This is a genomic window from Streptomyces sp. NPDC001828, assembly GCF_042892175.1.
Classification (GTDB): Bacteria; Actinomycetota; Actinomycetes; order Streptomycetales; family Streptomycetaceae; genus Streptomyces.
The window spans coordinates 205,692-219,764 of sequence record NZ_JBIATV010000006.1 but is presented as its reverse complement, the minus strand read 5'-3'; the positions used below and the strand labels follow the sequence as shown (position 1 = coordinate 219,764).

Sequence of the window (14,073 nt, the reverse complement as noted above, 5' to 3'; positions counted from 1 at the left end):
TCGCCGGGGTCGATGCGCTGGGCTCATTCTGGGGGCTCGGCCCGGCGCCCGGCGGTTCCAACTCCCTTGGCGGGCACGGTTCGTGTGGGCCGCACCCGCTCCGGGCGCGTGCCCGCGCGGCCCGGTCAGTCCCGGGCGGGCGGCAGCGCCGCCAGTTCCGCCAGGTCGAGCGGGGTCAGCGCGAGGCCCGCGGCGAGGGCGTTCTCGCGGACCCACTCCTCCCGCTTGGCCCCCGGCACCGGGACCACCTGCTGTCCGAGCCGCAGCAGCCAGGCCAGGGCCACCTGCGCCGGGGTCGCCCCGTGCCGCTCGGCGACCCGGCGCAGGCCCACCACCACGGGCTGGTTCGCGGCCATCATCTCCGCCGTGAAGCGGGGGTGGCGGGCCCGGATGTCGTCCGGTTCGAAGCCCTGCCCCGGGGTGAGCGTGCCCGTCAGGAACCCGTTGCCCAGCGGCATCGCGGCCAGGAGGCTCACCCCCCGGACCGTGCACCACGGCAGCAGCGTGCGCAGCGCCTCGCGCGACCAGAGCGACAGCTCCGCCTGCACGGCCGCGACCGGGAACACCTGCTGGACGCGGTCGAGCAGCCGCACCGTCTCCTCGTACCGGCCCACGTGCAGCCCGTGCACCCCGGCCACCGGCGCGGTCCGGCGCACCGCCCGCGCACCCATCGCGCTGAGTCCGAGGGCGCGCACCTTGCCCGCCGTCACCAGCTCCGCCATCGCCCCCCAGGTCTCCTCGACGGGAACCTCGGGGTCGGCGCGGTGCAGCAGGTACAGGTCGATGACCTCGGTGCCCAGCCGGCGCAGCGAGGCGTCACAGGCCCGGCGCACATAGCCGGGGCGGCCGTTGGCGACCACGTGCTGGTCGACGCCGACGAGCAGCCCGCACTTGGTGGCGACGAACGCCTCGTCCCGCCGCTCCCTGAGCACCCGCCCGATCAGCAGCTCGTTGGTGAACGGGCCGTACATGTCGGCGGTGTCAAGCAGGTTCGAGCCGGTGTCCAAGGCGGCGTGCACGGCGCGCAGCGAGCGCTCCAGGTCCTGCTGCGAGCGGGTGTAGCCCCAGCTCATCGGCATGCAGCCGAGCCCGATCGCACCCGCCCGCAGGGCCCCCGCCCCGATTGTCCTGCGCTCCACCTGGCCGGATCCCTCCCTCGTCGCTCCCCAAACTAACCTCTGGCCGCCTACGGCCTTCGCATAGCCTCCTGACCATGACTGCTGACGTGTGGATCCCCTTCGACCCGGCCGACGTCCCGGGCCTGCCCGACTCCTTCGCCTACCGGGTGTGGGACGGGGGCCCGGACTTTCCGGCCGACCCCGCCGACTGCGCCTTCTACGTGGTCCCTTACATGAAGCCGGCCGAGACCTCGGTCCGCCCGCTCGCCGCCATGACCGGGCTCCAGGTGGTGCAGACGCTGACCGCCGGCATCGACCACGTACAGCAGGGCATCGGGCTGCTGCCGCCGGGCGTACGCCTGTGCAACGCGCGCGGGGTGCACGAGGCGTCCACCGCCGAGCTGACCCTGGCCCTGGTCCTCGCCTCGCTGCGCGGGATCCCCGGATTCGTCCAGGGGCAGGAGCGGCAGGAGTGGCGCTCCGGCTTCTATCCGGCCCTCGCCGACAAGTCCGTTCTGATCGTCGGGTACGGGTCGATCGGGGCCGCCGTCGAGGACAGGCTCGCGCCCTTCGAGTGCGCGCGGGTGGCGCGCGTCGCGCGCTCCTCGCGCACAACGGAGCGCGGTGAAGTGCACGCGTTGACCGATCTGCCCGCACTGCTTCCGGAGGCGGACGTCGTCATCGTCTCCACGCCGCTCACCGGACAGACGAAGGGCCTGGTGGACGCCGAGTTCCTGGCCCGCCTCAAGGACGGGGCGCTCCTGGTGAACGTCGCGCGCGGGCCCGTCGTGGACACCAAGGCGTTGCTCGCCGAACTGGAGTCCGGCCGCATCCACGCGGCACTGGATGTCACCGACCCCGAACCCCTCCCCGCGGGGCACCCGTTGTGGCACGCGCCCAACGTCCTCATCAGCCCGCACGTGGGCGGTTCCAGCTCTGCCTTCCTGCCCCGCGCCAAGCGTCTGCTGGCCGCTCAGCTCACCCGCTTCGCGGCCCAAGAGCCGCTCGACAACGTGGTTCTGACGACGGATCAGTAACGCTCCGAAGCGATTCGGGTGCACCGGGTGCCCTCGCGACTCCGGGCTGTCACTGAGCGTATAAGGGCTATGTCCCTGAGTGACGAGACTGGTGTATCGTCCCGACCGGGGCCCGCTGCCGTGCGTCTACGGCGCGGGGAGCGATCACTGCGAGGGGGGCGACGGGCGATGCACGGCCAATGGACGAACGATCCGACGCGGTGGAGCCGCTTGCGGCGACCCCGCCGCGGGCAGCGCGCGGCGATGCACCGCGGTGGAGCGGCGGTCGCCGAGGCGATAAGCGGCACAACGACGAACGGCGCCCGAAAGCACGGCCCTTGGGCGTCGAATCTCGGCACCCGGCCCCGGCCGGGCGGGACCTCGCTGCGGCCCCGGTGGCGTGGAGCGGTCCGGTGAGCGCGCCGGGAGCGATTCTGACCCGGCCCCCCATGACCGGAGGTGGCGGGACCGGCATGGTTTCCCAACTCGTACTCGCACTGATCTGTGCCGGATATGCCACCGGCGCATTCCTCGGCTGGGGCTCGAAGGAACTCGCCGAAGTCATGGGCGACTTCGGGCTCTCCGCCGCCGCCCTGATCGCCGCGGTCTCCTGCTTCCGCTACGCGCGTGGCGGCGCGACCGGCAGCGAGAGCAGCTTTCGGCCGGCCTGGCTGCTGTTCTCCTTCTCCTCCGCCATGGCCTCCTGCGGCAACGGCGTCTGGGGCTTCTACGAGGTGGTGCTCCGGCAGGACGTGCCCACCCCCTCGGCCGCCGACTTCTTCTTCCTCTGCTTCGCGCCGCCCGCCATCGTGGGCCTGCTCGTCCTCGCCAAACGCCCTGTCACCAGGGCGGGTTGGGTCTGTCTCGGCCTCGACTCCTGGCTCATCGGCGGCTCGCTGCTCACCCTGTCCTGGAGCCTCGCGCTCGCCCGCACCGCACGCGAGGGCGAGGGGGAGGGGGTGGCTCACGCCACCCTCACGCTGGCCTATCCGCTGCTCGACATCGTGCTCGTCAGCATGGTGCTCGCGCTGCACTTCCGGCGCTCCTCGGCCAACCGGTCCGCGGTGAACACCGCCATCGCGGCGCTCGCCCTGACCGTCCTGTGCGACGCCCTGTTCACCTCGCCGCTGCTGCGCCAGCACTACCACTCGGGTCAGCTCCTGGACGCCGGCTGGTTCGCCGGCTCGCTGCTGCTCGCCTACGCGCCCTGGGGCGCCCGCAGGCTCCCCGCCGCGCCGCCGCACCGGCCCGCCGTCGCCCCGCGCGGCGCCCGTCCGGCCGCCGGCCGGCCGCGCCCGCACCCGGTTCCCGCGACCCGGCCGCTCGCCAGCTCGCTGGCCGCGCTCACGCCGTACCTCGCGGCCGCCGTGTGCACCCTCGGCATCCTCTACAACGTCATCGAGGGCCACCGGGTCGACCGGATGGTCGTCTTCACCGGCTGCACCGTCGTGCTCGCCCTGGTGGTCCGCCAGGGGATCATGCTGCTCGACAACATCGCGCTCACCCATGAACTGGCCCAGAAGGAGAACCACTTCCGCTCCCTGGTGCAGGGCTCCAGCGACGTCATCATGATCGCCGCCCCCACCGGAATGCTGCGCTACGTCAGCCCGGCGGCCGCGGGCGTCTACGGGCGGGACGCGGAGGAGCTGGTGGGCTCCGAGCTGGCCTCGCTCATCCACCCCGAGGACCTGGGCCGGGTGGTGCACGAGGTGCGCCGGTTTCTGGCGGCGCCGCCCGCCGAGGAGCCGACGACGCGGATCGAGTGCCGCTTCAAGTCGGGGACCGGCGAGTGGCTCAACGTGGAGTCCACCGTCAACCGCCACCAGGGCGGGCTCATTCTCAACAGCCGCGACGTGACCGAACGGGTGCGCCTGCAGGCGCAGTTGGAGCACAACGCCGAGCACGACCCGCTGACCGACCTGCCCAACCGGGCGCTGTTCACCAAGCGGGTGCGCAAGGCGCTCGGCGGCCGCCGCACCACGGACCCCGGCACCGCCGTGCTCTTCATCGACCTCGACGGCTTCAAGCAGGTCAACGACACCATCGGGCACCAGGCCGGCGACGAACTGCTCATCCAGGCCGCCCGCAGGCTCCAGGACTCGGTACGGGCCGGCGACACCGCCGCCCGGCTCGGCGGCGACGAGTTCGCCGCCCTGATCCTCGGCGACGGCACCCGTGACCCGGCGGCCCGCGAGTACCAGGTCCGCGAGATCGCGGACCGGCTGCGCCTGACCCTGTCGCAGCCGTACCAGATCGACGGCAACGATGTCCGGGTCGCCGCCTCCATCGGCGTCGCCTTCGCCGAGCCGGGCGTCGGCGCCGGCGAACTGCTGCGCAACGCCGACCTCGCGATGTACCGCGCCAAGAAGGGCGGCAAGAACCGGGTCGAGCTGTACGCCCCGCAGATGCAGGCCGAGGTCGTCCGCAAGTCCGAGCTCGCGGCCCGGCTGCGCACCGCGCTCACCGAGGGCGAGTTCGCCGTCCTGCACCAGCCCGTCGTCGACCTCACCACCGGCGAGGTCTCCGCCGTCGCGGCCCAGGCCAGGTGGCGGTCGGCCCAGGGCATCCTGTTCACCCCGGCCGAATTCCTGCGGGTCGCCGACGAGAGCGAGCGTGCCGCCGAGCTCGGCCGCTGGCTGCTCGAAGAGGCCGTGGAGCAGGCCGCCGAGCGGCGCCGGGCCGGCCATGACGCGCCCGTATCGGTCCGCCTCTCGGCCCGCCGGCTGCTCGACAAGTCGATGCCGCTTGGCGCGGTGGAAGCCCTCCTGACCAGGCACGGGCTGCCCTCCGGCGCCCTGGTCATCGAGCTCGCCGACAGCGACCCGAGGATCTCCTTCGACGAGCTGGAGCGGCGTCTGGTGGGCCTGCGCCGGCTCGGCGTACGGATCGCGCTCGACGGGTTCGGCAGCGGCTACGCGGCCATCAACGCGCTGCGCCGCCTCCCCGTCGACGTGCTGAAACTGGACAGGGGGCTCGTCGAGGGCGTCGTCGAATCGGCCCGGCTGCACAAGATCACCGCCGGGCTGCTCCGGATCGCGTGCGATCTCGGCATGCAGTCGGTGGCCGACGGCGTGGACGTGCCGGAGCAGGTCCTCGCGCTGCGCGCCATGGGGTGCACGCACGGACAGGGCATGGCGTTCTCCGGCCCCCTCGACGAGTTCCGGCTGCGCAGGGCCCTGCTGCGCGGGGAATACCCGGTGCCGGGCGGGGCCGCGCTGCCCGTGCTCAGTGGCCGGAGCGGACCCTTGCTCGGCTCAAATAATGAGACGCCCGTCCCACCTACTTGACACCACCTGCGCGCCGGGGGGAGGGTCAAGGCCATGCGCACCCGAATTCTCGTACTTGGAAAGCGCGTCGGCTGAAGCGGAGCCCTTGTGGGCTCCGCAGACCGCACCCGACGCGCTCCCCTCGCCTGCCTCACGGCACGAGGGGTTTTTTGTTGCACTGGCACCCCTCAAGCACCACCGCGATCTCGACTAAACCACCGCAAAAGCCCTCAGCTTCGAGAAGAGAATGCCGATGACCGAGCAGGCCACCGGGGCCCACCATCCGCAGCCGCGGCCCCGTAACGGCGGACACCAGTCCGCGACCGTTGAGCACGTCACGGGCGCGAAGTCCCTCATCCGTTCTCTCGAGGAAGTCGGGGCGGAGGTCGTGTTCGGGATCCCCGGCGGCGCCATCCTGCCGGCGTACGACCCGATGATGGACTCCACCCGGGTTCGCCACGTCCTGGTCCGGCACGAGCAGGGTGCGGGCCACGCCGCCACCGGTTACGCCCAGGCCACCGGCAAGGTCGGCGTGTGCATGGCGACCTCGGGCCCCGGCGCCACCAACCTGGTCACCCCGATCGCCGACGCGCACATGGACTCCGTGCCGCTGGTCGCGATCACCGGCCAGGTCTCCTCCAAGGCGATCGGCACGGACGCCTTCCAGGAGGCGGACATCGTCGGCATCACCATGCCGATCACCAAGCACAACTTCCTGGTCACCAAGGCCGAGGACATCCCGCGCACCATCGCCGAGGCCTTCCACATCGCCTCGACCGGCCGCCCGGGCCCCGTCCTGGTGGACATCGCCAAGGACGCCCTGCAGGCGCAGACCACGTTCGCGTGGCCGCCGTCGACCGACCTGCCGGGCTACCGCCCGGTCACCAAGCCGCACGCCAAGCAGATCCGCGAGGCCGCCAAGCTGATCGTGGCGTCCAAGCGCCCCGTCCTGTACGTCGGCGGCGGCGTCCTGAAGTCCGGCGCGACCGCCGAGCTGAAGGTCCTCGCCGAGCTCACCGGAGCGCCCGTCACCACCACCCTGATGGCGCTCGGCGCCTTCCCCGACAGCCACCCGCTGCACGTGGGAATGCCCGGCATGCACGGTGCGGTCACCGCCGTCACCGCACTGCAGAAGTCGGACCTGCTCATCGCGCTCGGCACCCGCTTCGACGACCGCGTCACCGGCAAGCTGGACAGCTTCGCGCCGTTCGCCAAGGTCATCCACGCGGACATCGACCCGGCCGAGATCGGCAAGAACCGCGAGGTCGACGTCCCGATCGTGGGCGACGCCCGCGAGGTCATCGCCGATCTGGTCCAGGCCGTCCAGGCCGAGTACTCCGAGGGCCACAAGGGCGACTACACCGCCTGGTGGAAGGACCTCAACCGCTGGCGCGAGACCTACCCGCTCGGCTACGACGAGCCCAACGACGGCACGCTGTCCCCGCAGCGCGTCATCCAGCGCATCGGCGAGCTCGCGGACGCGGACACCATCTACGCGGCCGGCGTCGGCCAGCACCAGATGTGGGCCGCGCACTTCGTGAACTACGAACTGCCCGCCACCTGGCTGAACTCGGGCGGCGCCGGAACCATGGGCTACGCGGTCCCGGCCGCCATGGGCGCCAAGGCCGGTCAGCCGGACCGGATGGTCTGGGCGATCGACGGCGACGGCTGCTTCCAGATGACCAATCAGGAACTGACCACCTGCGCGCTCAACAACATCCCGATCAAGGTCGCCATCATCAACAACGGCGCGCTCGGGATGGTCCGCCAGTGGCAGACCCTGTTCTACAACCAGCGCTACTCCAACACCGTGCTGCACTCCGGCCCCGAGAACGGCGTCGCCGAGCAGGGCAAGCCGAGCGGCGGCACCCGCGTCCCCGACTTCGTCAAGCTGTCCGAGGCGATGGGCTGTTACGCGATCCGCTGCGAGCGCCCCGAGGACCTCGACAAGGCGATCGAGGAGGCCAACTCCATCAACGACCGCCCCGTCGTGATCGACTTCATCGTCCACGAGGACGCCCAGGTGTGGCCGATGGTCGCCGCCGGCACCTCCAACGACGAGGTCATGGCCGCCCGCGGCGTCCGCCCCGACTTCGGCGACAACGAAGACGACTGAGAGCTGTAGGAAGAGGTAAGAGGCTCATGTCCACCAAGCACACGCTCTCGGTCCTGGTCGAGAACACCCCCGGCATCCTCGCCCGGATCGCCGCCCTGTTCTCCCGCCGCGGCTTCAACATCGACTCGCTCGCGGTCGGTGTCACCGAACACCCCGACATCTCCCGCATCACCATCGTGGTCAGTGTCGAGGACCTGCCGCTCGAGCAGGTGACCAAACAGCTCAACAAGCTGGTCAACGTCCTGAAGATCGTCGAACTCGAGCCCAGCGCTGCGATCCAGCGCGAGCTCGTCCTGGTGAAGGTGCGTGCCGACAACGAAACGCGCTCCCAGATCGTCGAGATCGTCCAGCTGTTCCGCGCCAAGACCGTGGACGTCTCGCCCGAGGCCGTCACCATCGAGGCCACCGGCGGCGCCGACAAGCTGGAGGCGATGCTGAAGATGCTGGAGCAGTTCGGCATCAAGGAGCTCGTCCAGTCCGGCACGATCGCCATAGGGCGCGGCGCCCGGTCCATCACGGACCGCTCGCTGCGCGCCCTGGACCGCAGCGCCTGAGCCCCGCGGGGACGGGCTCTGACCCGCCCGTATCGCGAGACTCACCCGTTCCTTACTCACCCCCACCGATACGGTGGACGCAACACCAGCACACCAAGGAGATTTCCCAGTGGCCGAGCTGTTCTACGACGACGATGCCGACCTGTCCATCATCCAGGGCCGCAAGGTCGCGGTGATCGGTTACGGCAGCCAGGGCCACGCCCACGCGCTGTCGCTCCGTGACTCGGGTGTCGACGTCCGCGTCGGCCTGCACGAGGGCTCCAAGTCCAAGGCGAAGGCCGAGGAGCAGGGCCTGCGCGTGGTGACGCCGTCCGAGGCGGCCGCCGAGGCCGACGTCATCATGATCCTGGTCCCGGACCCGATCCAGGCCCAGGTCTACGAGGAGTCCATCAAGGACAACCTGAAGGACGGCGACGCGCTGTTCTTCGGCCACGGCCTCAACATCCGCTTCGGCTTCATCAAGCCCCCGGCCAACGTGACCGTCGCGATGGTCGCGCCCAAGGGCCCGGGCCACCTGGTGCGCCGTCAGTACGAAGAGGGCCGCGGCGTTCCGTGCATCGTGGCCGTCGAGCAGGACCCGCAGGGCAACGGCCTGGCGCTGGCGCTCTCGTACGCCAAGGGCATCGGCGGCACGCGGGCCGGCGTCATCAAGACGACGTTCACCGAGGAGACCGAGACCGACCTGTTCGGTGAGCAGGCCGTGCTGTGCGGTGGCACCGCGGCGCTGGTCAAGGCGGGCTTCGAGACGCTGACCGAGGCCGGCTACCAGCCGGAGATCGCGTACTTCGAGTGCCTCCACGAGCTGAAGCTGATCGTGGACCTCATGTACGAGGGCGGCCTGGAGAAGATGCGCTGGTCGATCTCCGAGACCGCGGAGTGGGGCGACTACGTCACCGGCCCCCGCATCATCACCGCCGACACCAAGGCCGAGATGAAGAAGGTCCTCACCGAGATCCAGGACGGCACGTTCGCCAAGAACTGGATGGACGAGTACCACGGCGGTCTGAAGAAGTACAACGAGTACAAGACCCAGGACTCCGAGCACCTCCTGGAGACCACCGGCAAGGAGCTGCGCAAGCTCATGAGCTGGGTGCAGAACGACGAGGCGTAAGCCTCCTGTCAGCGGGGTCGGGCACGCTGTCGGTGTCCGACCCCGCTGGTATCGCACGGCCCTGGACACCGCGTCCAACCCCCATCGGGTGATCCTGCCTCCACGGCGGAAAACCTCCGGGGGTGCGGCACTACACTGCTCAGCAACACCTACGCGTCAGGCCCACAGCGTCGTGCGTCTTCCACGCGGCTAGCCCCTCCACCGCCTGCGGCCGTCGGGACGGCCGTCCGCAAAGGATTCAGTGAGGACCCACGTGAGCTCGAAACCTGTCGTACTCATCGCTGAAGAGCTGTCGCCCGCCACTGTCGACGCCCTCGGGCCGGACTTCGAGATCCGGCACTGCAACGGAGCCGACCGCGCGGAGCTGCTGCCCGCCATCGCCGGTGTCGACGCGATTCTGATCCGCTCGGCCACCAAGGTCGACGCGGAGGCCATCGCCGCCGCCAAGAAGCTGAAGGTCGTCGCCCGCGCGGGAGTTGGCCTCGACAACGTGGACGTCTCCGCCGCCACCAAGGCCGGCGTGATGGTCGTGAACGCACCGACCTCCAACATCGTCACCGCCGCCGAGCTCGCCTGCGGCCTCCTGGTCGCCACCGCGCGCAACATCCCGCAGGCCAACACCGCGCTCAAGAACGGCGAGTGGAAGCGGAACAAGTACACCGGCGTCGAGCTGAGCGAGAAGACCCTCGGCGTGGTCGGCCTCGGCCGCATCGGCGTCCTGGTCGCGCAGCGCATGTCGGCCTTCGGCATGAAGATCGTCGCGTACGACCCCTATGTGCAGCCGGCCCGTGCCGCGCAGATGGGCGTCAAGCTCCTCTCCCTCGACGAGCTGCTCGAAGTCTCCGACTTCATCACCGTGCACCTGCCCAAGACCCCCGAGACGCTCGGCCTGATCGGCGACGAGGCGCTGCACAAGGTGCAGCCGCACGTGCGGATCGTGAACGCGGCGCGCGGCGGCATCGTCGACGAGGCCGCCCTGTACTCCGCCCTCAAGGAGGGCCGCGTCGCGGGCGCCGGTCTGGACGTGTACGCGAAGGAGCCCTGCACGGACTCCCCGCTGTTCGAGCTCGACCAGGTCGTCTGCACCCCGCACCTGGGCGCCTCCACCGACGAGGCCCAGGAGAAGGCCGGCATCGCCGTCGCCAAGTCCGTACGCCTCGCGCTCGCGGGCGAGCTGGTGCCGGACGCGGTCAACGTCCAGGGCGGCGTCATCGCCGAGGACGTGAAGCCGGGCCTGCCGCTGGCCGAGCGCCTGGGCCGCATCTTCACCGCCCTTGCCGGCGAGGTCGCGGTCCGCCTCGACGTCGAGGTGTACGGCGAGATCACCCAGCACGACGTCAAGGTGCTCGAACTCAGCGCGCTCAAGGGCGTGTTCGAGGACGTGGTGGACGAGACGGTCTCCTACGTCAACGCCCCGCTGTTCGCGCAGGAGCGCGGTGTCGAGGTGCGGCTGACCACGTCGAGCGAGTCCCCGAACCACCGCAACGTGGTGACCGTGCGCGGCACCCTGTCGGACGGCGAGGAGGTCTCGGTCTCCGGCACCCTGGCCGGTCCCAAGCACCTCCAGAAGGTCGTCGCGATCGGCGAGTTCGACGTGGACCTGGCGCTCGCGGACCACATGATCGTGCTGCGCTACGAGGACCGCCCCGGCATCGTGGGCACCGTCGGCCGCGTCCTCGGCGAGGCCGGGCTCAACATCGCCGGCATGCAGGTCGCCCGCGCCGAGGAGGGCGGCGAGGCGCTCGCCGTGCTGACCGTGGACGACACCATCCCGCAGCACGTGCTGGCCGAGGTCGCCGAGGAGATCGGTGCCAACTCGGCCCGTTCGGTGAACCTGACGGACTGACCCCCGAGGTCCCGCCGCTTCCGTACCCGGCTGCGGGCATCCCGTCTAGACGCTTGTCTTAGACGGATGTCTGCATGCCGGGTACGCTGCTGTCATGGGACACCGTGAGGATCTGCTCGAAGGCGCCAAGCGCTGCCTGCTGGAGAAGGGTTACGCCAGGACCACCGCCCGCGACATCGTCGCCGAGTCCGGCACCAACCTGGCCTCCATCGGCTACCACTACGGCTCCAAGGAGGCCCTGCTCAACCTGGCCTTCCTGAAGCTCACCGAGGAGTGGGGCGACGTCGTCGCCGAGAGTCGCGGGGCGGGTGCCGTGACCGCGGACCTGCCCCCGCTGGAGCGCTTCGAGCGGGGCTGGGCCAAGGTCATCGACTCGTACGAGGAGAGCCGCCCGGTGTGGAAGCTCCAGATGGAGATCGTCTCCCGCCTCGACAGTGACCCCGAGCTCCAGAAGGCGCTCGCCGAGCCGCAGTTGGAGGGCCGCAAGGGCCTCGCGGAGGGCTTCCTCGGCATGGACGAGCACGCCGACCCCGAGCGGGCGCGGCTGGCCGGAACGTTCTACCAGGCGCTGCTCGCCGGGGTGATGGTCCAGTGGATGGTCGACCCCGAGTCGGCCCCCTCGGCCAAGGACCTCACCGAGGGGCTGAAGATCGTCATGGGGCTCGACGGGGACCCGGGCGACAGCTGAGCGGCACGGGCGCGCCGCCTTCGGATCGCGGCCGTGCCGCCCTCGTCCTCAGAGCCGCGCCGCCTTCAGCGCCATGTGCAGCAGCAGCCGGTCCTCGCCCTGGTCCAGGTCGAGGCCGGTGAGGTGCTCGACGCGGGAAAGGCGGTAGTAGAGCGTCTGGCGGTGGATGCCGAGCGCGGCCGCCGCGCGCCCCGCCTGCCCCGCGTTGTCGAGGAACACCTCGGCGGTGCGCGCGAGTTCGACATGGGTCGGGCTCAACAAGGCGCGCACACAGGGGTCTTGGTGCTCCGGCGTCGGCAGCGCGGTCAGCATCCGGTACGGACCGATGTCCGACCAGTGCGCCACGGGGCCGAGCCGGGGTTCGGCAAGTGCCGCGCGCACGGCGGACGTTGCCTCCCCGTGGGCGAGGGTCAGCTCGGCGAGACCGCGGCGGGCCGTCGCCACCCCGGCCGCCGCCCCGTGCCCGGCGTCCCCGCGCAGCCGTTCCGCCGCGGTGCGGGCCGGGGCGAGCGCGTCCGCCGAGCGCAGCCGCACCAGGGCGGCCAGGCCGTGCCCGCCCCCGCCCGGGGCGGGCCACGGCACGGTGCACACCGCCGCGGCCCCCGGCACCGTACGGACCGAAGGCGCGTCCTCGGCCGGCCAGGGCGCCACGCACACCAGCGCGTGCAGGCCGTCCGCGTCCGGGCCGAGGGCCGTCTGGAGTGCGGCCGTCGCGGTGTCGCGCTGCCAGCCGCGCCCGGCGGTGAGGACCGCCCGGAACTCGCGGGAGAGATCGGCGCCGGCCTGTGTCTCGTCGGCGAGCAGCACCCCGATCCTGGCGGCGACCTCCATCGCGGCGGCCAGCTTGTCCTCGGCGGGGCCCGGCTCGGCGTCCAGCAGCCAGACGTAGCCGAGGGCCACGCCCCGGTGGCGTACCGGCAGGCAGATCCGGCCGCGGAAGACCCCGGCGTCGGGCGCGGCCGGGATGCGGACCGGGCCGGTGGCGCGGGTGATGCCGAAGGCCTCGAACCAGGCGCGGACGGCGGGCGTCGACTTCCTGGTCAGGATCGAACGGGTGCGGACGGGGTCCATGGCGAGGTCGTCCTCGCTGTCGTGCGCACCGAACGCGATCAGCCCGAAATCCCGGTTCTCCAGCGTCGCGGGGGCGCCGAGCAGCGCCGAGATCTCATCGGCCAGGTCCTGGTAGTCGCCCTTCACGGAAGCCATTCTCGCTCATCGCGCGCCGCGCTTCAGACATGTGTATGAGATCTGGGCCACGGATGCGTGACAGCTGTCCATGGCAGAGGATCGGGGAGATCCATAGGTTTCACGGTGGTTCTCCGTGCCGTTACCGTTTCGCCCCGAAGGCGTCCATCGTCCCAAAGGCCCCGGTCGCGGCCCCGTCTAGTTCTTTCCGTGGAGGTGCCCCGTGCTGGGTCCCGTGATCCTCGCAGCGTCGCGCAGCGACAAGATGCGCAAGCTCGTTTCGGCCGCTCCGGTGACCAAGCCCGTGGTGAACCGGTTCATCCCCGGCGAGAGCGTCGACCAGGTCGTCGGCATCGTCGAGGAAATGGTCGGCAAGGGCCTGGAACTCACCCTGGACGTGGTGGGCGAGGACATCACCACCCCCGAGCAGGCCGCCCACGCGCGCGACGCCTACCTGGAGCTCATCGAGCGGCTGGCGGACCTCGGCCACGGCACCAAGGCCGAGATGTCGGTGAAGCTCTCCATGTTCGGCCAGGCCCTGGAAGGCGGCCACGAGCTGGCCCTCGCCAACGTGCGCCCGGTCGTCGAGGCCGCCGCCGCGATCGGCACCACGGTCACCCTGGACGCCGAGGACCACACCACCCTGGACTCGATGTTCGCCATCCACGAGGAGCTCCGGAAGGACTTCCCGCAGACGGGCTGCGTCATCCAGGCCTACCTCTTCCGCACCGAGGACGACGCCCGGCGCCTGGCCGCCGCGGGCAGCCGGGTGCGCATCGTGAAGGGCGCCTACAAGGAGCCCGCCGAGGTCGCCTACCTCGACAAGAGCGAGATCGACAAGGCGTACGTCCGCATCCTGAAGATCCTGATGGAGGGCGAGGGCTACCCGATGATCGGGTCCCACGACCCGCGCCTGATAGCCATCGGCCAGGAGCTCGCCCGCCGCGCAGGGCGCAAGCTGGACGAGTACGAGTTCCAGATGCTGTACGGGATCCGCAGCGAGGAGCACCTGCGGCTCGCCGCCGAGGGCCACCGGATGCGCGTCTACACGGCGTACGGCACCGACTGGTACGGCTACTTCATGCGGCGCCTCGCGGAGAAGCCGGCCAACCTGCTGTTCTTCGTCCGCTCGATGATCACCAAGAACTAGTCGTCCACCAGGACCACGGATTT

10 protein-coding genes are annotated in these 14,073 nt (G+C 70.9%); 8 read left to right on the top strand and 2 right to left on the bottom strand.

What is annotated here, in order from left to right:
• Window positions 1–125: 125 nt before the first annotated feature.
• Complete coding sequence (locus ACFYZA_RS19440; protein WP_388491831.1) at window positions 126–1,139, bottom strand: aldo/keto reductase; 1,014 nt, start codon at window positions 1,137–1,139, stop codon at window positions 126–128.
• Window positions 1,140–1,213: 74 nt separating this feature from the next.
• On the opposite strand from ACFYZA_RS19440, the gene ACFYZA_RS19435 reads away from it, so the two are divergent.
• From ACFYZA_RS19435 to ACFYZA_RS19405, 7 genes are all read left to right on the top strand, one after another.
• A complete protein-coding gene (locus tag ACFYZA_RS19435; protein WP_382592442.1) occupies window positions 1,214–2,155 on the top strand; it encodes a 2-hydroxyacid dehydrogenase in 942 nt (313 codons plus the stop codon).
• Between the two features lie 392 nt (window positions 2,156–2,547).
• Entirely contained in the window at window positions 2,548–5,421 is a 2,874-nt protein-coding gene (locus ACFYZA_RS19430; protein ID WP_382592444.1) for a putative bifunctional diguanylate cyclase/phosphodiesterase, read from the top strand.
• A 226-nt stretch (window positions 5,422–5,647) separates the two neighbouring features.
• Window positions 5,648–7,516 carry an acetolactate synthase large subunit gene (locus ACFYZA_RS19425; RefSeq protein WP_382592447.1) on the top strand — a complete coding sequence of 623 codons (1,869 nt, stop codon included), beginning with the start codon at window positions 5,648–5,650 and terminating at the stop codon, window positions 7,514–7,516.
• Between the two features lie 26 nt (window positions 7,517–7,542).
• The gene (gene ilvN / locus ACFYZA_RS19420) at window positions 7,543–8,070 is read left to right on the top strand and encodes an acetolactate synthase small subunit (RefSeq protein ID WP_100577584.1); all 528 of its coding nucleotides are present in this window, start codon (window positions 7,543–7,545) and stop codon (window positions 8,068–8,070) included.
• Between the two features lie 109 nt (window positions 8,071–8,179).
• Entirely contained in the window at window positions 8,180–9,181 is a 1,002-nt protein-coding gene (gene ilvC / locus ACFYZA_RS19415; protein ID WP_382592452.1) for a ketol-acid reductoisomerase, read from the top strand.
• A 253-nt stretch (window positions 9,182–9,434) separates the two neighbouring features.
• Window positions 9,435–11,027, top strand: coding sequence for a phosphoglycerate dehydrogenase (serA, locus tag ACFYZA_RS19410; RefSeq protein ID WP_382592455.1), 1,593 nt, complete (start codon window positions 9,435–9,437; stop codon window positions 11,025–11,027).
• A 94-nt stretch (window positions 11,028–11,121) separates the two neighbouring features.
• Window positions 11,122–11,715 carry a TetR/AcrR family transcriptional regulator gene (locus tag ACFYZA_RS19405; RefSeq protein WP_382592458.1) on the top strand — a complete coding sequence of 198 codons (594 nt, stop codon included), beginning with the start codon at window positions 11,122–11,124 and terminating at the stop codon, window positions 11,713–11,715.
• 48 nt (window positions 11,716–11,763) lie between these two features.
• Here the strand turns inward: ACFYZA_RS19405 and ACFYZA_RS19400 are convergent, their stop codons facing one another.
• Window positions 11,764–12,921 (bottom strand): PucR family transcriptional regulator, encoded by a 1,158-nt coding sequence (locus tag ACFYZA_RS19400; RefSeq protein ID WP_388491826.1) that lies wholly within the window; start codon window positions 12,919–12,921, stop codon window positions 11,764–11,766.
• A 202-nt stretch (window positions 12,922–13,123) separates the two neighbouring features.
• Here ACFYZA_RS19400 and ACFYZA_RS19395 point away from each other — a divergent pair, with 202 nt between their 5' ends.
• Window positions 13,124–14,050, top strand: a complete 927-nt coding sequence (locus ACFYZA_RS19395) for a proline dehydrogenase family protein (protein WP_388491824.1) — start codon at window positions 13,124–13,126, stop codon at window positions 14,048–14,050.
• The last annotated feature ends 23 nt before the right edge of the window (window positions 14,051–14,073 follow it).